General features: G+C 47.8%; 19 protein-coding genes. 13 read left to right on the forward strand and 6 right to left on the reverse strand.

The window, feature by feature from the left end:
* Positions 1-519 precede the first annotated feature (519 nt).
* The 11 genes from AC5SXE_RS02645 to AC5SXE_RS02695 all read left to right on the forward strand — a co-directional run bounded on the left by AC5SXE_RS02645 (position 520) and on the right by AC5SXE_RS02695 (position 10,520).
* The gene (locus AC5SXE_RS02645; protein ID WP_310848282.1) at positions 520-2,202 is read left to right on the forward strand and encodes an acyl-CoA mutase large subunit family protein; all 1,683 of its coding nucleotides are present in this window, start codon (positions 520-522) and stop codon (positions 2,200-2,202) included.
* Between the two features lie 17 nt (positions 2,203-2,219).
* Positions 2,220-2,639, forward strand: a complete 420-nt coding sequence (gene icmB / locus AC5SXE_RS02650; protein ID WP_493916498.1) for a coenzyme B12-dependent isobutyryl CoA mutase small subunit — start codon at positions 2,220-2,222, stop codon at positions 2,637-2,639.
* A gap of 49 nt (positions 2,640-2,688) precedes the next feature.
* Entirely contained in the window at positions 2,689-3,090 is a 402-nt protein-coding gene (gene mce / locus AC5SXE_RS02655) for a methylmalonyl-CoA epimerase (protein ID WP_493916499.1), read from the forward strand.
* Between the two features lie 27 nt (positions 3,091-3,117).
* The gene (locus tag AC5SXE_RS02660) at positions 3,118-4,677 is read left to right on the forward strand and encodes an acyl-CoA carboxylase subunit beta (RefSeq protein ID WP_493916500.1); all 1,560 of its coding nucleotides are present in this window, start codon (positions 3,118-3,120) and stop codon (positions 4,675-4,677) included.
* Positions 4,678-4,690: 13 nt separating this feature from the next.
* A complete protein-coding gene (locus AC5SXE_RS02665; RefSeq protein ID WP_493916501.1) occupies positions 4,691-5,089 on the forward strand; it encodes an OadG family protein in 399 nt (132 codons plus the stop codon).
* A 34-nt stretch (positions 5,090-5,123) separates the two neighbouring features.
* Positions 5,124-5,585, forward strand: coding sequence for a biotin/lipoyl-containing protein (locus AC5SXE_RS02670; protein WP_310848272.1), 462 nt, complete (start codon positions 5,124-5,126; stop codon positions 5,583-5,585).
* A 21-nt stretch (positions 5,586-5,606) separates the two neighbouring features.
* Entirely contained in the window at positions 5,607-6,728 is a 1,122-nt protein-coding gene (locus tag AC5SXE_RS02675; RefSeq protein WP_310848270.1) for a sodium ion-translocating decarboxylase subunit beta, read from the forward strand.
* A 134-nt stretch (positions 6,729-6,862) separates the two neighbouring features.
* Positions 6,863-7,708, forward strand: coding sequence for a fumarate hydratase (locus AC5SXE_RS02680; RefSeq protein WP_332636553.1), 846 nt, complete (start codon positions 6,863-6,865; stop codon positions 7,706-7,708).
* A gap of 170 nt (positions 7,709-7,878) precedes the next feature.
* Positions 7,879-8,466: a Fe-S-containing hydro-lyase gene (locus tag AC5SXE_RS02685; protein WP_303884007.1), complete on the forward strand. Its 588-nt coding sequence runs from the start codon at positions 7,879-7,881 to the stop codon at positions 8,464-8,466.
* Positions 8,463-9,320: a patatin-like phospholipase family protein gene (locus tag AC5SXE_RS02690; protein WP_493916502.1), complete on the forward strand. Its 858-nt coding sequence runs from the start codon at positions 8,463-8,465 to the stop codon at positions 9,318-9,320. The genes AC5SXE_RS02685 and AC5SXE_RS02690 overlap by 4 nt, the downstream gene beginning before the upstream one ends.
* 21 nt (positions 9,321-9,341) lie before the next feature.
* Positions 9,342-10,520, forward strand: coding sequence for a glycerol-3-phosphate acyltransferase (locus AC5SXE_RS02695; RefSeq protein WP_493916638.1), 1,179 nt, complete (start codon positions 9,342-9,344; stop codon positions 10,518-10,520).
* A gap of 96 nt (positions 10,521-10,616) precedes the next feature.
* Here AC5SXE_RS02695 and AC5SXE_RS02700 read toward each other — a convergent pair whose 3' ends face one another.
* The 6 genes from AC5SXE_RS02700 to fbp all read right to left on the reverse strand — a co-directional run bounded on the left by AC5SXE_RS02700 (position 10,617) and on the right by fbp (position 17,539).
* Positions 10,617-11,834, reverse strand: a complete 1,218-nt coding sequence (locus AC5SXE_RS02700) for a M20 family metallopeptidase (protein ID WP_493916503.1) — start codon at positions 11,832-11,834, stop codon at positions 10,617-10,619.
* Positions 11,835-11,873: 39 nt separating this feature from the next.
* Positions 11,874-13,370 (reverse strand): sodium/pantothenate symporter, encoded by a 1,497-nt coding sequence (panF, locus tag AC5SXE_RS02705; RefSeq protein ID WP_310848261.1) that lies wholly within the window; start codon positions 13,368-13,370, stop codon positions 11,874-11,876.
* A gap of 33 nt (positions 13,371-13,403) precedes the next feature.
* The gene (locus AC5SXE_RS02710) at positions 13,404-13,670 is read right to left on the reverse strand and encodes a YhdT family protein (RefSeq protein WP_310848259.1); all 267 of its coding nucleotides are present in this window, start codon (positions 13,668-13,670) and stop codon (positions 13,404-13,406) included.
* A gap of 337 nt (positions 13,671-14,007) precedes the next feature.
* Positions 14,008-15,270, reverse strand: coding sequence for a hypothetical protein (locus tag AC5SXE_RS02715; RefSeq protein WP_493916504.1), 1,263 nt, complete (start codon positions 15,268-15,270; stop codon positions 14,008-14,010).
* Positions 15,271-15,361: 91 nt separating this feature from the next.
* Complete coding sequence (panB, locus tag AC5SXE_RS02720; protein ID WP_310848256.1) at positions 15,362-16,216, reverse strand: 3-methyl-2-oxobutanoate hydroxymethyltransferase; 855 nt, start codon at positions 16,214-16,216, stop codon at positions 15,362-15,364.
* Between the two features lie 219 nt (positions 16,217-16,435).
* Positions 16,436-17,539, reverse strand: coding sequence for a fructose-1,6-bisphosphate aldolase/phosphatase (fbp, locus tag AC5SXE_RS02725; protein WP_310848255.1), 1,104 nt, complete (start codon positions 17,537-17,539; stop codon positions 16,436-16,438).
* A gap of 413 nt (positions 17,540-17,952) precedes the next feature.
* Here fbp and AC5SXE_RS02730 point away from each other — a divergent pair, with 413 nt between their 5' ends.
* Both AC5SXE_RS02730 and AC5SXE_RS02735 read left to right on the forward strand, forming a co-directional pair.
* Positions 17,953-19,302: an aspartate aminotransferase family protein gene (locus AC5SXE_RS02730; RefSeq protein WP_332636560.1), complete on the forward strand. Its 1,350-nt coding sequence runs from the start codon at positions 17,953-17,955 to the stop codon at positions 19,300-19,302.
* Positions 19,303-19,353: 51 nt separating this feature from the next.
* Positions 19,354-20,313, forward strand: coding sequence for a TAXI family TRAP transporter solute-binding subunit (locus tag AC5SXE_RS02735; RefSeq protein WP_493916505.1), 960 nt, complete (start codon positions 19,354-19,356; stop codon positions 20,311-20,313).
* The last annotated feature ends 56 nt before the right edge of the window (positions 20,314-20,369 follow it).

A 20,369-nucleotide genomic window follows, 5' to 3' on the forward strand; every position in this document is an offset into this window, starting at 1 on the left:
TATAAATTCATTATAAAACGTTCTTGTCCATAGAAAGCGATAAAACCCAAAATAAACTTCGCTTTATTGTGACCAGTACAACCGGGGAGTTTTGTCCACGTCATATGAGACGTAGGAAATAGCTTGGACACATTTTCTGTTTAGAATAAAATGTATTATGGTGCTGGGCATGAGGAGCAGTATGTTGCGGAAATAATCCCCACCACAATGATTTTTTTCCGAGTAAGGGCGGGCATAGTCGCTGCGAACTAGAGTTTACGCCCTTGGAAGATAGTTGGCGAGGCATTAACGTGCTAATCCAAACTGTTTTGGAGTGAACCCGCGATGACGGCTGGCCTGTGGACTTGTAGGCCTTACTGTGGTAGCATCGTCTTTGGCATCTGCACCGGTATAATAGCGGGTGTATGTTTGAATTGTCTTAATATTCTGCAAAAGTTGCAAAGGGCAAAAAAGTACGAAATAATAAGTACAAATGTGCAAATTATGTGAAAGGCGAAATCTCTAGGGAGGGTGGACTTAATGTTCAAAGAAGAGGAACTGGAAAGGATATCTAAGGCTCGCCTTAAATATGAAGAGGGCGTAAAGAAGGCCACGCAGAGGTATCCTGAACGCAAAAGCACGTTTACCACTAGCGGAGGGGTTCCCGTAGAGAGGGTTTATACGCCGGAAAACGTCAAAGATTTAGACTATGTCAAGGATTTGGGTTTTCCAGGAGAATATCCCTACACACGTGGCGTTCAGCCTACAATGTACCGCGGTCGTCTTTGGACTATGCGTCAGTACGCGGGATATGCCTCTGCCGATGAATCTAATGAAAGATATAAATATTTACTGGAACAGGGCCAAACAGGTCTTTCAGTGGCTTTCGATTTACCTACGCAGATTGGATACGATTCGGACCATCCCATGGCCCGAGGGGAAGTCGGCAAAGTCGGTGTGGCCATAGACAGCTTGGAGGATATGGAAATTTTGTTTGATGGGATCCCTTTAGATAGAGTTTCAACCTCCATGACCATAAACGCACCTGCTTCCATCTTGCTCGCCATGTACATAGCCGTGGGAGAAAAGCAAAACATCCCCATGGATAAGTTATCCGGCACGATCCAAAATGATATTTTAAAGGAGTATATCGCAAGAGGGACATATATCTTCCCGCCAAAGCCTTCTATGCGGCTTATCACGGACATCTTTGAGTTTTGCAGCAAGCATGTGCCTAAATGGAATACAATTTCCATTTCCGGATATCACATCAGGGAGGCAGGCTCCACGGCCGTCCAGGAGGTCGCTTTCACCCTGGCCGACGGGATCGCTTATGTGGAAGCCGCCGTTAAAAAGGGCTTAGATCCCGACGTTTTTGGTCGCAGGTTGTCATTTTTCTTCAACTCCCACAACGACTTCTTGGAGGAGATAGCCAAGTTCAGGGCTGCCAGGAGGCTCTGGGCCAGGATCATGAAGGAAAGATTTGGCGTGACTAATCCAAGTGCTCAAAAACTTCGTTTCCATACCCAAACGGCAGGCTGTACACTCACTGCTCAGCAGCCGGAAAATAACATTGTACGTGTAACCATGCAGGCTTTAGCCGCGGTGTTGGGCGGGACACAGTCGCTTCACACTAACAGCTTTGACGAGGCCTTGGCACTTCCGACAGAAGACAGCGTTCGCATAGCGCTAAGGACGCAGCAGATAATAGCTTACGAATCGGGCGTTACGAGCACAATAGATCCTCTGGCTGGAAGCTACTATCTCGAGTGGCTCACTAGCGAGATAGAAAGAAGGGCTCAAGAATATCTAGATAAAATAGACGAGATGGGTGGCATGCTTGTAGCCATTGAAAGGGGTTACGTGCAGCAGCAGATACAGGATTCAGCCTATGCTTATCAAAAGGCGATTGAAAGCGAGGAACAAATAGTCGTTGGCGTAAACAAATTCCAAATTGAAGAAAAAGGGACCTCACGGGAAATCTTGAAGGTAGATCCCTCCGTGGGAGAAAAGCAAATCGCAAGGCTAAAGGCTTTAAAGGAGCGCAGGGACAATGTAAAGGTCAAAGAAACGCTTGAAGAAATAAGGGAAGCGGCCAGGGATGAATCCATTAACCTCATGCCCAGGATTTTAGATGCAATAAAGGCCTACGCTACCTTGGGAGAGGTCTGCGGTGTCCTGCGGGAAGAGTTTGGCGAATATAAGGAAAACATAATCCTCTAAGTATGGAGGCAAGAACGATGGATGAGAGAAAAATACGTGTAATAGTAGCAAAACCAGGGCTCGATGGTCACGATAGGGGAGCCAAAGTGGTGGCAAGGGCTCTTAGAGATGCCGGCATGGAAGTCATCTATACGGGCCTAAGACAAACTCCAGAGCAGATCGTTGCGACTGCTATACAAGAAGACGTTGATGCGGTTGGATTAAGCATTTTATCTGGAGCTCATGAACATTATTTCAGAGAGGTCATTGAGTTGCTCAAAAGCAAGGGAGCAGAAGATATTATCGTCTTCGGCGGTGGCGTCATACCTGAGGACGATGTCCCATCGCTTAAGGCGATGGGGGTTAAAGCGGTTTTCGGACCCGGCACGTCTACGTCTGAAATCGTAGAGTGGCTCAAAAACGCAGTCCACGAAAGGAGAACGAAAGAACGCGTTTAATTTAGGCCTTTAACAAAGAGCGAAGAGGAAGGAGGGTGAATTGTACGAAATGAAAGTAACAGATGTGGATCATATTGGCATAGCAGTGAAGTCTATAGATGAAGCCTTGAAGCTCTGGGAAGAAGTTTTAGGCATCAAATGCACAGGCAGAGAAGAAGTTGAGGAGCAAAAGGTCGTTACAGCTTTCTTGCCCCTGGGGGACACCGAGATTGAACTTTTAGAACCAACTTCTCCCGAAAGCCCCGTATCAAAATTCATAGAGAAACGAGGCGAAGGCATTCATCATTTAGCGCTTAGGGTTGAAAATATTGAAGCAGCCTTGGAGGAGTTAAAGGGCAAAGGCATCCGACTTATCGACGAAGAACCACGTTGTGGCGCGGGGGGCGCAAAGATTGCCTTCATTCACCCAAAAGCTGCCGGCGGCGTTTTGCTTGAAATATCAGAGCGGTAAGATGGATTGCGTAAGGAGGACATGATAATGGCCGAAAAGACGATAGATCAGCTTTGCGAGGAACTAATGGCGAGAAAAGAAAGAGCGCGCTATCCCGTAGGAAAAGACGCTATAGAAAAGCAGCACAAACGTGGCAAATTAACCGCTAGAGAAAGGATAGATAAACTGCTTGACCCAGGATCCTTCGTTGAACTCGATGAGCATGTAGAGCATCGTTGCACGCTTTTTGGGATGGAGGATCGCAAGCTTCCCGGCGATGGCGTGGTTACCGGTTATGGAACGGTAGAGGGCCGTTTGGTTTACGTGTTTAGCCAAGATTTTACGGTCATGGGCGGATCCCTGGGCGAGATGCATGCGAAGAAAATATGCAAAGTACAGGATATGGCCCTGCTCAACGGTGCGCCTGTAATTGGAATAAACGACTCAGGCGGCGCGCGCATTCAGGAAGGCGTTGATTCCCTATCCGGTTACGGGAATATATTTTTTAGAAACGTAAAGGCAAGCGGTATAGTGCCGCAAATATCCATCATAGCTGGTCCCAGTGCCGGAGGTGCTGTATATAGCCCGGCGTTGATGGATTTTGTCTTCATGGTGGATAAAATAGGGATAATGCACATCACTGGACCGGCCGTCATAAAGGCCGTTACGGGAGAAGACGTCACGAGCGAAGAAATAGGAGGAGCCATGGCTCACAACCAAGTATCAGGCGTGGCTCATTTCTTTGCATCAGATGAAGAAGAATGTTTTCTTCAAGTGAGGAAGTTGTTAAGCTTTTTGCCGAGCAACAACATGGAAGAGCCTCCCTTCATCGACACGGGCGATGATCCCGAACGGTTGGATATGAACCTTAGGGAACTGGTCCCAACCAATCCCAACAAGGGTTACGACGTGATAGACGTCATAAAGTGCGTTGTCGATAATGCTGACTTTTTTGAGGTTCAGCCCTACTGGGCGAAAAACATCGTAACGGGCTTTGCCAGGCTGGGTGGCAGGGTTATTGGTATCATCGCCAATCAGGCGCGCTTTTTGGCCGGGTGCTTGGATATTGATGCCTCTGATAAAGCCAGCCGCTTCATAAGGATATGCGATGCTTATAACGTACCGGTGGTGAACTTCGTGGACGTTCCTGGTTACCTTCCCGGGAGGGCTCAGGAGCTTGGTGGCATAATACGCCACGGAGCTAAGATGTTATATGCCTATTCCGAGGCCACAGTTCCCAAGATAACGGTGATTTTAAGAAAGGCCTACGGCGGATCTTATCTCGGCATGTGCAGTAAGGACCTTGGTGCTGACGTAGTTTTAGCCTGGCCTCAGGCGGAGATCGCGGTAATGGGCGCCGAGGGTGCGGCTAACATAGTGTTTAAAAGGGAGATAGAACAAGCCGAGGACAAGGAAGCCTTGAGGCGCCAGAAAATAGAGGAATATCAGGATGCCTTCGCGAATCCTTACGTCGCAGCGGCGAGGGGATTCGTTGATCGCGTGATATTCCCTGAAGAAACACGCAAGGAGATATATCAAGCCTTATTGTTGACCGAGACAAAAAGAGAACTTCGCCCGAAACGAAAACACGGCATAATACCTAGCTAAGGTGGTGAAGTCAATGAATTCAGTCTTTGAGCAAGGTTTATACGGGGGGCTGCAGTTGTCCATCATAGCCTTTAGCATGGTTTTTATCGTATTGGGAGGCTTGACCCTTGTCATCATGGCCATGAAGTTTATAGGGCGCACTTCCAGTAAGAAGTTCGAGAAAACAACCCCAGGCGGCGGCGAGGCATTGGTTGAGGAAACCACGATACCTTCGCCTCCGGAAGGGCAAGGCGTTGCTCCGCTGCATATCGAAGAAGGCATAAGTGAAGAGGAGATTGTCGCTATCACTGCAGCCATCGCGGCCTATGGGTCAGGATCCTTTGAGATCAAATCAATTAGAAGAATCGTGCCTCCGCGTGCGAGCTTGTGGCGGAGGGCATCAATCTTTGAGAGCCTGGAAGGATTGGAATAAAAATAACATTAAAGTTTTAGGAGGAATTGTTAGGATGTATAAAAGGTACAGAATAGTCATAAACGGTAGAGAGTACGAAGTTGCAGTCGAGGAACTTGGGGCCGCGACATCAAATTATGCTCAAGCTTCACCCATGGCGCCACAGGCTCCGTCAGTCCAAACCGTTGCCCAACCGCCAGCGCCAGCTCCTGTGCCAGCAGCTCCGGCTCCAAGCGTCCAAGTTAGCCCGCCTGCTCCCAAACCTACACCAACGGTACCTACAGCACCTGCGCCTCCCAGTGGGGGTGCTACAATATCGGCACCTATGCCTGGTAAAATCCTTAAAGTGTTGGTTCAGCCTGGCATGCAGATTAAAAAAGGACAGAATATGTTAATTTTGGAAGCCATGAAAATGGAAAACGAAATTTTAGCTCCTTCCGATGGCGTAGTGAGGGATGTAAAGGTTAAAGAAGGTGACAATGTAAATACCGGCGATCCCATGGTAATAATTGCTTAGCCCTTAAGGAGGGTCTGTAAAATGCAAGTATACCTCAGAGCTCTGTCCGGCGTTCTCGAACAATCCGGTTTTGTTGGGTTGACGTGGGGAAACGTCGTGATGATAGTTATTTCGGCAATCCTTTTGTACCTTGCCATAGGCAAGGGCTTCGAGCCCTTATTGTTGGTTCCTATATCGATTGGGTGCCTATTGGTCAACTTGCCCCTGTCTGGGATAATGGATGAAGGAGGATTTTTGAAGTACATCTCCTTTGGGATCGAGCACGAGATATTTCCGATAATAATATTTATGGGGATAGGCGCTCTTACCGATTTTGGCCCTCTCTTGGCAAACCCGGTAACGTTTTTACTTGGCGCTGCGTCCCAGTTAGGCGTCTTCGTCGCGCTTTTAGGTGCTGTGGCATTGGGTTTCACGGTCAAAGAAGCCAGTCCCATAGCTATCATTGGTGGAGCGGATGGCCCAACTACGATATACGTCGCCGCTAAGCTGGCACCGCACTTGCTGGGTGCTACTGCCGTTGCGGCTTACAGCTACATGTCCTTGGTCCCAATTATACAACCGCCCATCATCCGTCTGCTGACCACTAAGCAGGATAGGCGAATTCGAATGGAACAGCTGAGGGCCGTATCCAAAAGAGAGCGCGTCTTGTTCCCGGTCATATCAACTCTGTTGGCTGGACTAATTCTACCCGCCTCCGTTCCTATTATTGGTATGTTAATGTTTGGCAATTTGCTCAGAGAATGCGGCGCCACCGATAGGCTTTCATTGGCTGCTCAGAACGAGATCCTTAACGCCACTACCATCTTTTTGGGCATATGCGTGGGAGCCACGATGGATGCAGCGGTGTTTTTAACGCCAGCAACGATAAAAATAGTACTTTTGGGACTAATTGCCTTTGCTTTCAGCACGGCCGGAGGGGTGCTTTTTGGTCAAGTAATGAAGGTGATATCTGGCGGCAAGATCAACCCCATGATCGGTGCAGCTGGTGTTTCGGCCGTTCCCATGGCCGCCAGGGTCGTCCAGCGTGTCTCTCAAAAAGAAGACCCGGGGAACTTCTTATTGATGCATGCCATGGGGCCCAACGTCGCCGGCGTCATCGGGACCGCTGTTGCCGCCGGAGTCATGATTACATTGCTTTCTTAAGCAGCGAACCGAATTTGCGGTTAGCGGCAAGACAAGTTTCCCTTTAAGAGATACTTCTGCGAAAATATTTTTACGTCAAAATACCCGGAAAGAATGTCTTCTTTCCGGGTATTTTGTAAAAAGGAGAGACTCGCTTGAAAGAGATAAATTCAATTGAAATTGCTGATTTAATAGAAGGTTTATGTATCAAGGCAAATATATGTGCTCCCGAGGATATCGTGAAGAGCATAATCCTGGCGAAGGCTCATGAGGATTCCTTTTACGGGCAGGCCGTTTTAGAAGACCTGCTTGAAAACATCGAATTGGCGCGGAAAGAGAGGATGCCTCTTTGCCAAGATTGCGGGATGGTGGTTGTCTTCGTTGATTGGGGACAAGAAGTTCTTCTAGTCGGCAGCACTCTGCAGGAATCTATCGATGAAGGCGTAAGAAAGGCTTATCTCGAAAATTATTTGAGAAGATCCGTGGTCAACGATCCTCTATACGAAAGAAAAAACACGGGCGATAATACCCCTGCAATAGTGCATTGTAGGTTAGTTAGCGGAAATGAAGTGAAATTTACCGTAGTTCCTAAGGGCATGGGAAGCGAAAACGCCTCAGCTTTGGCCATGTTATCGCCCGCCGATGGTCAAGAGGGAGTCATCAATTTCGTGAAAGACACAATAGCACAAAAGGGACAAAACGCTTGCCCTCCCCTCGTTGTGGGCGTTGGCATCGGAGGCAATTTTGAAAGCGCGCCCATTTTGGCCAAAAGGTCGTTGCTCAGGCCCACAGGCAGCAGAAATGCAGATGCTCGTTACGCGCAGTTGGAGGAAAAACTTCTTGAAGAGATTAACGGTTTGGGCTTGGGTCCGGGAGGATATGGAGGAAGAATTACGGCTCTTGACGTTCACGTTGAGTTTATGCCCACTCACATCGCGGGTTTGCCTGTGGCCGTAAACGTTTGTTGTAACGCCCTACGGCATGCAAGCGGCCATCTATAGGCCGTTTTTAGAAATGCCTGCTTTGGATGCCTTTAAAAACAAAAAGCATGTTGCCTTCTTTGAGGGCTTATGTTATTTAAATAATAAAGTAGGGGTAATGTTTTCGGATGTAAGGTCTTGAGGTTTTAATTTTTCGAAAACGCTAATTTGAATTGATCAGGAGATCTTGGATGAATGTAAAGGTTAAAAGAATAAAAACTCCCTTGAAGGATGAGCTTGTCAAGAGTTTGCACATGGGGGATAGGGTATTGTTATCCGGTTTTGTTTATACAGCTCGCGATGCAGCGCATGAAAGGATGTTGAAGGCAATAAGACAGGGTGATCCCCCTCCCTTTGACCTTCGAGGCCAGGTCATCTATTACGCAGGTCCTGCTCCGGCGAAGCCGGGCGCACCCGTTGGATCCATTGGGCCGACCACGAGTGGACGCATGGATAAATATGCACCGGTGCTCATTGAAATGGGTTTAAAAGGCATGATCGGCAAAGGAAAAAGGAGCGAACCGGTGATTGCCGCGATAAAATCTCATAAAGCGGTGTACTTTGGCGCAACCGGGGGAGCAGCAGCTTTGTTGGCTATGAAAGTAAAATCTTCCAAGGTGATAGCCTACGAAGACCTGGGACCAGAGGCCATTTATGAGATATTAGTGGAGGATTTTCCTTTGTTGGTGGTAACAGATTCCGAGGGCAACGACTTATATTCCTTGGGGCCTGAAAAATGGTCTGCCCTTAAGACGACAGAGGAGGACAAAAGGTCATGAATTCAAAAAACGGCAGCCCAACGATCGGACTGACCTTGGGCAGTGGAGCGGCCAGAGGATGGGCTCATATAGGCATACTGAGAGCGCTTGCCGATAGGAACATACATCCCGATATAGTTTGTGGGTGCTCCATGGGCGCCCTGGTTGGAGGATTTTATGCAGCTTTAAAGCTTGACGAATTGGAAGAAGCTTCTTATTCGTTGAGCAAAATGGGCATGTTGAGGATGATGGGTCGTCTTATTTTTCGTGGCGGTTTTTTCGATAACAAGGGAATTATGCAGTGGATACGGGACGTTTTAGGAGACGTAAAGATAGAGGAATTGCCCGTTAAGTTTGGCGCTGTGTCGGTAGACCTTTCCACCGGCATGGAGATATGGATGACATCCGGCGATCTCGTCGAGGCGATCATGGCCAGCATATCTGCTCCCGGCATGTTGATGCCCTTTCAAAAAGATGGTTTACTGCTTGGAGACGGAGCTTTGGCAAATCCCGTTCCTGTATCGCTATGCAGGGCTTTGGGCGCGGACATCGTAATTGCAGTGGATTTAAACGGAGAAAGAGTTGGAAGATACTTTGGGCCACATTGGGGTTTACCCAAAACCAATGAGGCAAATTCGCTTGAGGAAGGCGGGGAGAAAATGCCCCACTTTTTGGAAATACTTGCCGTTTCAAGCCAGATAATTCAGACGAGGTTGACGAGGCATCGCCTGGCAGCCGATCCGCCCGATGTCCTGATATCACCCAGGGTACGGAACATCCGCATGTTGGAATTTGATAAAGCATCAGTAGCGATCGCTGAAGGTAGAAAGGCAGCGGAAAGGAGCATGCACACCATCGAGGAGTTATTGGAATAAGAGGCTATTCGCCGATTGGGGATGGTGTATATGTTAAAGCACGTAAGCGCTTTGCTTTTATGTTATATCATAGGCAGCATCCCCTGGAGTACGATCGTGGCCAAGCTCTTTATGAGGGCCCCGATCGATCTCGCCGAAGAGGGGACTAAAAATGTGGGAGCGGCCAATGTATGGCACTTGGCGGGCCCCGTTGCGGGTTGCATTGCCGCTTCGGGAGATGCCCTCAAGGGCGCCCTTGCCGTCTTGGTCGCCAAAGTTGCAGGTCTTCCAAGGTTTTTCTGGCCTTTATGTGGGTGGATGGCGGTAGTGGGACATGCATGGTCGATATTTTTAAATTTCAGAGGCGGCCGCGGTGCATCCGCCACTGCAGGTGTCTTCGTTGTTATGATGCCCTGGGAAGCAATGGCAACGGGCTTGCTGATTGCGACAGCCCTGCTTACGTTCGGAGGTTGCTTGCTTTCCTCGCTCGCCTTAATGTGGCCCTTTACGATCTTGATCTCCCTTGCCAGGGAAACCATCGACTTTAAAACGGCCTGCACTGTGACCTTCTTGGTTGTTTGGGTGCTCGCCTTAGGGTGGAGTCGTTTGCGCAATGATTTCAATGATTTTACCAAAGCCTTGGGCCAACACTTGGTCAGGCGCAAACTTTACAGATATTCCGCGCTAGCATTTCCCGCACTCGTCTATCCTGTATTTGGCTACTCGGTCCTTCGCAAGGTGCTTCTTGTATCCGCAGGTATTGCCATTGTCATTGAGTTTTTGCGACATCGCTCGGCCAAGTTCAACGAAGGCGTAAAAAAACTTTTCGCTCCAGTTGGGAGAGCGGAGGAGGCGGAGCACATTTCCTCGACCACCATGTTTTTGTGCGGTTGCGCCCTTGCCTCTTTCTTTCCCGATCCCTTAGGAGTCTTCGCTGTAGTCATGTTGATCTTAGGCGACGCATGGGCAGTCTTGTGCGGATTAAAATTTGGAAGGACCCCCTTGATTAGGGGAAAGACGCTCGAAGGAAGCCTCGGTTGTTTTGTGGTTTGCCTGTTATCCTGCCTCATGCTGAGCAAACTGTTGGCCTTTCCCTTGTCCTTTCTTGCAATGATCGCGGCCTCCTTTGTCACCGCATTAGTTGAAGCAGTTACCCCAAGGAGGCTTGACAATCTAACAATGGGTCCTTTGGCTGCTCTGACTTTATTCATACTGAGTTAAAAGACATACCGGGCTTGCAAACGCAGGGTTGTATATCGATCGCTCCACGGGTTCACCCGGAACACCCCAATATTTTTGGCGGAAAAGAGCAGCCTATTACCATTCATCATAGAGGTAGTTAATTACTGCTTTGGCATAAAGCTTTGTTGTTTCAATGAGCTGACTTATCTCGACGTATTCATCTTTTTGATGTGGGATATCCTTTTTACCCGCACCCGTAACGACAAAGGGAATGTTCTTCCACGCCCATAAAAAGGTCCCATCCGTAGCGCCCGGCACGCCGCTGTAAATCGGATCTTTGCCCGTAATTTCCCTATATGCTTCGTCCATGGCCCTGACAATCGGCTCGTTTTTATCGGTAAAGGCGCAAGGTCTGCTTTCGATGATCTCCATTTCGGCATCAAATTGTTGGTCGCAGGCTTTCAGCTCTTTGAATATATTCTCAATCTGGTTCGTGATCATTGCGTCATCTTGGCCTGGCACAGTACGTATATCGAGATAAATCAAACTATCTTCCGGAATCACGTTTAACTGTCCCTTGCCGCTGGAAGGCGACATGACTACTGTGGGTGTTATGCTTGGATATCCGAGATATTCATTGAACCCCAGCCTATCAATCTCTCTTTTTTCCAGTTCATGAAGTTTTATTATGAGCCTGGCCATTCTCAAATTTGGATTTATGCCCGAAAAGGGCATGGCTCCGTGGGCCATCTTTCCCTTTACCCTTATTGCGATCCTAATGGCGCCCTTCATTTGAATACAAATTTCATTATTTTCCGGCTCGCATATAATTGCTGCATCGACATCATCGGCCCACCCGCGGTTGATAAAGTGCTTTATGCCCGTCATCATTCCCTCTTCGTCGACAGGAATACAAAGAATTATTTTGCCCGGAAAATCGATGCCGGAGTCTTTTATGGCCTTGACGGCAATTACAGCGGATGCCAGGTTGCCTTTTGTATCGCATGCGCCACGACCGTAAATTTTGCCGTCAACCACCTCGGCACCAAAAGGATCGTGTTCCCAAGAATCCGGATCTCCGGGAGTTACGACATCGGAATGTGCTTCCAGTAATATCGTCTTACCGGGACGATTGCCCCTAAGAATGGCTATTATGTTGGGCCTGTGGGGCGATACCTCCTCGCAATACACCTCAAGCCCCATTTCTTCCAGTTTTTCTTTTATGAACATAGCCACTCTTTCTTCGTTCCCGCTTTCATCTTCCTGGTCATGGACGCTTGGAATTTTTATCAATTCCCTCGTAAAAGACAGGAGTTTTTTTTCGTCAATAAATCTTAAAACATCAACGTTCAACAAGATCGGCTCCTTTTAATACAAGTCCTTTAATATGAGCTATGCGCCCCAAAACTTCCTTATGGTTTCTTCCTTTGGCGGAGTGGTTACGTAAGTTGCAATCACGAATGCGATCAATCCCAATACCAAGGTTAGAACGATTGGATGAGTCCCAAAGGGTCTGGGCCAAAACTTGCTTATAGTGATAAACCCCACGATTCCGGTTATCATGGATGCAATGGCTCCATATGCATTTGCCCTCTTCCAGTAAAGGCCAAGTATGAGCATCCAAAAAAATGTGGCTTCCAATCCTCCAAAGGCATATAAATTAATCCATATAATGAGCGATGGGGGTTTTATGGACGCTATTATTATGATTAGCCCCAATATAGCTGTGCATATCATGCTCAAATTAGTCAGTCTTTTCTGGTCTTCGCTCGCTCTCGGATTTATATAGTTTAGATATAAATCTTTTACTATAGTGCTTGACATCAGTATGAGCTGTGAATCCACCGTGGACATGATGGCCGCTAATGGTGCGGCTAAAAATATGCCAACCAACCACGGAGGCAGTAGTTTTATGGCAAGCACAGGCATGATGTTATCAACCGTTAGCCCTTCCGGTATCTTCTCGATAATCCCCCTTGAAAGCGCGCCCGTTAAATGAAGCCCCAACATCAAAATACCGGATACTACAGTTCCGATGACAATGGCCCTGTGCATGGACTTGCTGTCTTTGTACGCCATAACTCTAATGGCGTTTTGGGGCAAACCGAGAATTCCTATGCAAACGAGCACCCAATAGGAAGATATCCACGGAACAGCTATGAAGTTATCTACCCCGTAAGGGGTGAGCAAATCGGGATTAATAGAATTTAAGGTGCCGAGTATATTAGACACGCCTCCGCCTGCTATTATTGTGACGACTAATATTAATATCGTGCCAAACAACATTACGGTGCCCTGAATAGCGTCGCTCAGCACGACTGCCCTAAAGCCCCCGATGGCAGTGTAAATCAACGCGATTCCTCCAAATAAGAAAAGTCCCCACATATAAGGAAGCCCCGTTATGCTTTGAAAAAGCTTGGCGCCGCCGACGAATTGTCCCACAACTGCAACAATTAAAAATATAATTGCCCCAATAGATGCAAGCCAAACCACCCACAAATTGTCCTCGTACCTCTCGCGGATGACATCGATGATGGTCACTGCCTTGACCTTTCTCGATACTATGGCAAATCTTTTGCCCAAAATGCCCAAGGTAAGATAAGCTGTCGGCAGCTGAGTCATTGCAAGCAGCACCCAACCAAGACCTTGAGTATACGCAGCACCCGGACCCCCGAGGAAGCTGGACGCACTTACGTAAGTGGCCACCAATGTCATTGCCACCACGTAGCCGCCAAAACTCCTGCTGCCCAGGAAGTATTCGCTTAAAAATTTGTCTCCCTTTGAAGCGCTTACAATCTTATTGCTGTAATAACCTATATAGAGCATTGCTATAAGATATATTGCCACAGGAATCCATATTTGAGGTAAATGCTGATTGGCTGAATTCATCTTCTTCCCTCGCTTTCTTCGCCGTAATCGGTTCTAATCTAAAGGTATATCTTTAAACACCAATGATATTACGAGCCATACCAATACGCTAAAGAGCACGCAACTCATGATACAGCTCCAGAAAAACCAAGCAGGGAAGCCCATAATGTAGGTATAACTTTCCGGAGGGCTCGATCCCAAGCCATAGGCGAATATGAACCACCACGCTATATTTGCAATTAGCAATATGACCATCGATAACGTCTCTTTATTGGTCTGCTTGTACCTCGGATCTTCGTCAATGATATATTTTTTTGTCATAACTTCACTCCCCGTCATTAATTTATTGTTAAAACTAATTATATCCTTCAGCCATCCGAAGTCAGAACTTCATTTATTTCAGACCTTGAGAAGCGCTCGGTGAATTCCAAAAGATTCGCTGATAAAAGTATACCTAAATCGTCATCTGTGAAACAGCGCATTGAGTGCTTCAATATTTACCTGATAACGTGAATAGTAACAAGGCAGGACCTGTAATCATAGAATGTGAGTCCTGCCTTGTCATGCTTAAAGAGGAGTTTAACACATTTTTCAAAGGGGAAACTTTTGTTTTTTTAATGCCACATGCTCAAGTTCGGTTACCTTGCATCTTGCGCTATTATCGCGAATGCAGCCCCGTCGCCGCAATGAAGGAGAACCCTCTTTTTGTGAGTTCTTCCGCCGTGCGGTTTAACGCTACGTGCTTATAAATGAAGTTTTGCTCAAGCTTTTCGAAGTCTCCGGCTTCTTCTATCTCCGCTTTAGCCCTGAAGTAGTCAAGTATATCGGAAGGATGGTCGAGTTTTACTTCGTCTTCGGGGTCGCCGCCTTCGTGCTTGGCCGAGATGTTGGGCACGCCATGCTCTAGGGCTACAAGCAAGTCGCCTCTACGGCAATAAGGCTGTATGACGATGCTCTTGTAAGCCTCCGTTATGTGATGTTCTATCCTGACCTTGTCCTCCAAGCCCAGGTCTCTGCGCATCTGTGCCATGGCAAGCAGTGTCTTGGCGTTTACGGAGTTAGATATGTTTATCCCGGACAAAGAGGTTGAACCATCCTCTCGCGCAAGCATCTTCGCTAAGGCGAATAGAATGAATAGATAATATAAGTTGTCGGTGCCCATGAAAACGGAAATCTTGAATTTGATGTCCACGCCCAGCCTGTAAAGAATTAGCCCTGCCAATACCGAGCCGGGATTGACGTTTAATACCTCCTGGACGCCGTAGTTTATGGCGTAATATAGATATTCGTCGACCCACTGTACGGGGTGGTCGTTTGGCTGTCCCACGCCGGTGAAATAGCCGGTCAAAGTTTCAGGTCCTCCCAGGTGGATATTGGAGCCGTCCGTCCCCTTGGTGTCCAAAGTCTCTACCAAGCTTGCGCCCACGATTTGAGTCGCTGCGGCGACGGCCATTATGTCGCCTTTGTCGCGTTCTTGTTCTTTCATGTTCCTGACCCTGATGAAACGGCCCGGCATAACTTCGCCCTTTTCAATTGCCCTTTTGGCTTCGGTTATAAACCAAGGGAAATATTGAAGGGCGCTGATTTCAAGCGTAACGGCGGTTGATTCGTCAAACTGCATCAAATCGGCTTCATCCCCGAGAACTTTCCTTCTGAACTCGCTTATGGAGATGAAAGCCCTCTTTTCTTTTTGTTCCATCAGCCATTCCAAGTCCTTGAGGTAGGGTGAGTCAATCTTGCCCAAGCGCTGCAGCAGATTTGAAACCTTCCTGGCTTCGCGAGCTCTTTCGTTTATCTCAGAGGGAGAGCCGTATTTTTTAATCACATTTGCAATATCCCTGATAAGCTTGCTCTTTGGATCTGCCAAATAGCAATTCAGGGATTTTAAAGCTTCCTGGCACAAAATTTCTCCGCAACTCACGATGAAAAACCTCCTTTGCTCTCAAATTACTGCCAAGCTCATTTTCTCTTTACGAGAGCTTGTAACTCAAGGGCCCTTTACTTTTTTAAGCCTACCTTCTCAGCTCATCCAACATCTTTTGATACTCATCCGCCGTCTCCGGCAATATGTGGTAGCAATGTTCGTCCGTGGGGAACCTTCCCTTCTTCACGTCGTCCACGTATTCTTTGAAGGCTTTTATCTCAATTTCAGCGACGTTGGCGTATTTTTTAACGAACTTCGGGGTAAAGGCCTCAAACAGTCCCAGCATGTCTCCGCATATGAGAAGCTGTCCATCGCAAGGAATGCCAGCTCCGATGGAATAAACGGGGATGGTAAGGTCATTTGTTATGAATTCCGTCAATTCGGGGGGCACTGCTTCAAGCAGCAGCGAGAAAGCTCCGGCTTCTTCAATGGCCCGGGCATCCAGTATGAGGTCTCGCGCGCTCTTGGGATCCCTTCCCTGGGCTTTAAATCCTCCAAGGACCCCCGAGCTTTGAGGGGTTAAGCCAATGTGACCCATGACCAACATGCCCGCGTCCGCAATGGCCTTTATCCTCGTTATCACCCTCCTTCCTCCTTCAAGTTTCACCGCGTCCATGTCGGCTTCCTTTAAAAACCTTCCTGCGTTGTAGACGGCGTCTTCGTCTGAAATCTGGTAGGACATGAAGGGCATATCTCCTATGCAGAATGTGTTTGGAGCGCCGCGACGGACGGCATTACAGCAGGTGATGCATTCTTCCATGGTCACCGGTATCGTCCCCTGGTAACCGAGCACGATCATGCCCAAGCTATCGCCCACCAAGATCATGTCCATGCCGGCCTGCTCGGCAAAGGACGCCGTGGGAAAGTCGTAAGCCGTCACCCAAGCCACCTTTTCGCCAGATTTTTTCATTTTCATGAGGTCCAAACGAGTCTTTTTTGCCATACTGATCCTCCTCCGCTAATATAATTTATTAAATAACTCATATAAGAAGACAAAGACTATATTCACATTACAACCGATACAATTCAGCGGAAGGTCGTGATAAATTAAGGCGGGTTCTGGCACGATTTGAGCGTGTCTGTATTTCTTGGAAAGTTTCACGCCTATTAAAACACAGCACTTTAATAAATTAAGATGGGAGGAAAACCTCCCATCTTAATTTTAATGCCTGATCTCGAATTTGTCCTCCAGGTTTTCTAGCCTTTCTACTATACCTCCATATTCGAGCTCTCCGTAGGGCAGCATGGCGTTTCCGTAAAAACCCTGTCTGCGCAGTTCTATTGCTTTCTTAGAGGCCAATTCTCTTACGTAATCCCAGAAGGGATGATCAAAGGCGTCCGCTTCCTCTGATAACTTTCCTTTCTTAACGCAGTAAGCGGTGCAGCTTATGATGGGCGGGCCGTCAAAGAAGGATACCGTGCTGTTTCGCTTTACGGGCATTAGAGGACCATTGTGACTTCCCCTCATAAAACCTCCTACGTAGGGAACCATGGCGTAGGGTTGCAGTATTTCACCCGTAGCCGGAAAAACTCCCTGGACCCTAACCAAAAGAATGGGGTCGTCTTTGCCCACATATCTGCCCGCGATGTTGTGAAGCCTGGTTGTGCTTGCAACGGCCGATATTTCATCCGTAGTCCTCGAGTAAATGGCTTTGATCACGTAGCGCTCGGGGTCCCTTAAAAGCGCTGCCATGTCGTAAAGGTCTTCAGGGGCCACCAGCGTTATGACCTTATCGCCTTCAGTGTGGTTTACGTCCATGATCTCGAACTTAAAACCTTTGAACAAATTTGGCGACAAAAGCAGTCCGCTGTTGTACATGGGATCGCAAAATGCCAAATACAAAGGCAAATTGAAGGCGCCTGGATCGGTCTTGTCGGCTGCAAAAAGCAGAAAGGGCTCGCTTTTTCTTTCCTCGAATTCCATCTCGGCGATGCCGGGTCCCAGTCCCCTTATGTTGCCCGAAAAGGCGTCTTTGAGCAGGTCTTGTCCGGCTCCGTACAATCCCTCCTCTTTGGCTACATCAGCGGCAGCCTTGAAAGCATCCCAGGCCATTTGATGTATGAGCGGGTTATCCGTGCCATTGGCGTGGGTCATGAGGATCGCTATGTCATCTCCGGTGAAGGAAAGGCGAAAGTCGATTATATCTTTGCCCAAGTGAGGTTTTAAGGACTTTTCTACTTCATCAAGAAGCGATACGCTCGGACGAATGTGTCCTCCGATGCTTCCTATATCGGCCTTGACCGCTGTAAGGGTTACTCTCAACATTCTCTCCCCCTTTTATTTTGTGATCAAGACGCAAAAAACATCGTCCCTTTCTAAAAAAGGCTTACGCCAATTATCTTACACTAAGTTGCACAAATGTTAAAGTTGATCAAACACCAGCTTTTGTAGCAATATAAAAAGCAGCTTAGTCAAAAGTGCAATCATATCAAAAAACACTTCTTGCTTCAGTCATGAGGGCCCTTCGTCCCTTCTTACAGCGGTTGCAGCTTTCTTTATTGTCACATTAGCGCCTCAGCAATATCCTTATTTGCTCTTGACAATCAGTTACGTAGAGTGTAGCATTCTTTTTTGAAGGATATCCTTCATAAATATATAACTTCGTAGCCTATGCATCATTGTATACGTCATTTAATTTAACGTTAAGTTTTTTAAGTCGAATCTTGGAGGCGAGGGATATGGGGGGCAAAGTTTTTCAACGCAATTTTAAAGCAACAATGTCATTGGTTGCTAGAGGTGAAGGAATATATCTTTATGACGAGGAGGGTAAGCGCTATTTGGATGGTTGCAGCGGAGCTTTGATATCTAATATAGGGCATTGCGTCCCAGAAGTCATCGAGGCGATAACCGAGCAACTGAAAAAAATAGAGTTTGCCCACACTTCCCGATGGCGCAATAAGGCAGCTGAGGAAGCGGCCGACGAAATCGCCAGCATTGCTCCGGAGGGAATGGATTATGTGTGGTTTGTAAGCGGTGGGAGTGAGGCCGTGGAATCCGCCGTAAAACTTGCACGCCAATATTTCATAGAAAGAGACGGCATGCATACGTCTAAAGCCCTTGTCATAGCTCGATGGAACTCATATCACGGAAGTACCGTCGGTACTATGGCTTTGGGGGGCAGCATCCCCAGGCGTCGTATTTATTCCCCTCTTTTTAAAGAATTTCCCAAAATTGTCGCTCCTTATTGTTATCGTTGTCCCTTTGACAAAAAATACCCCGGGTGCGGCGTTGTCTGCGCTCATCAGCTCGAGGATCTCATTAAAAACATCGGATCGCAATACATTTCGGCTTTCATAGCTGAACCGATAGTGGGCTCCACTGTTGGAGCTTTAACTCCTCCCGACGAATACTGGCCGATAATTCGCGAAATATGCGATCGTTACGACATTTTGCTCATTGCTGACGAAGTGATGACCGGTTTTGGCAGAACTGGCGCAAACTTTTGCGTAAACCACTGGGATGTGGTCCCGGACATTATTGCTACGGCGAAGGGCATGGCGGCAGGCTATGTCCCGACCGGCGGAATAATTGTTCGAAACGAGATCGCCGAGACAATAAGAGGCGGCAGCGGCGCCTTTGTTCATGGCTACACCTATAACGGCAATCCCGTCAGTGGAGCAGCAACGACAGCTGTCTTGCGCTATATGAAAGAACACAACTTAGTTGCGAATGCTCGCATTCAGGGCGAAAAACTTGGCAAAGGACTCAAAGAGATAGAGGCATCCAACCCCATCGTTGGGGAAGTCCGAGGGAAAGGCCTGATGTGGGGCGTGGAGCTTGTAATGGACAAAGAAAGCCGCAGGCCATTTCCGAAGGGCAAAGGCGCTGCCGGGTTGGCCACAAAAGAGTGCCTTGAAAGGGGCCTTGTCATTTACCCGGGCGGCGGAATGGTCGATGGAATCGACGGAGATAACTTCTTGATCGGTCCTCCTCTAGTCATAACTTCCGAGCAAGTGGATGAATTACTGGCCAAGCTTGAAGAGGGCTTGGCTGAGGCGGCAAAAAAGTTGTTAGGTAGCGTAGAGTGATTTACTAAATTTGCAATAGCAATTAATTAGTAAGAGGGAGGAGAGCAAGCCATGAAGAAGAAGGTGCTGTTAGCAGTTGCAATGGTGTGTTTGGTTGCATTCGTCGGTACAGCTTACGCCGTTACTTACATTACGATAGTTTCCGGTGGCTTAGGTGGCACTTACTACCCCTTAGGTGGTGTTTTAGCAGAAGTCTACAATAAAGCTGGAATCGATGTCAAAGCTACTTCACGGGCCACTTCTGCGTCGAGGGAAAATTGCAGGTTAGTGGCCTCCGGAAGGGCAGATGTCGGGATGTCGATGGGTTCCACTCTTTATCAAGCATATACCGGTACTGAAGCCTTTGAAGAAGATGGGGCTTTGCCGCTTAAGATACTCATGCACATGTACCCCGCACCACATCACATAGTTACGGTAAAGGGCACGGGAATCACCAAGTTTGAAGACATCTTGGGCAAAAGGGTTTCAGTTGGCGCACCTGGCGGAGGAGATCAGGTGCTGACCAACATGATACTGGATGCAGCGGGGATAAACCCCGAAAAGGACATCAAAAGACAGCAGCTAACCCAACCGGAGGGCGTAATGGCCCTTAAGGACGGGAATGTGGACGTGGTGTTCTGGAACTTTGCCACTCCCGGATCTGCAGTGTTAGAAGTAGCTGCCGTTCGCGAGGTCGTGCTCATCCCCATTCCGGAGGATATCGTGGAAAAGGTCGTAAAGAAATACCCCTTCATGTTCCCCTATAAGATTCCAAAAGGCACCTATCCAAAACAAGATAAGGATGTCCTTACAGTCGCCGATGGTAATTTTCTTGTAGTCAACAAGGACATGGATGAAGAGCTTGCCTATAAGCTCGTTAAGACCACCATCGAGCATCGAGAAGAAATTATGCAATCCATTCCTCAAGCATCACACTTCGTTCCGGAAGAAGCTAGCGTGGCTATTATCCCGGTTCACCCGGGCGCTGCGAGGTACTTCAAGGAACATGGCATAGAGGTACCCGTAGAGTAGAGGATGACTTGGGCCCAATCAATCAAAAGATTGATCGGGCCCAAGTTTCCTCAGAT

The sequence above is a fragment of the Acetomicrobium sp. genome (genome assembly GCF_059026225.1).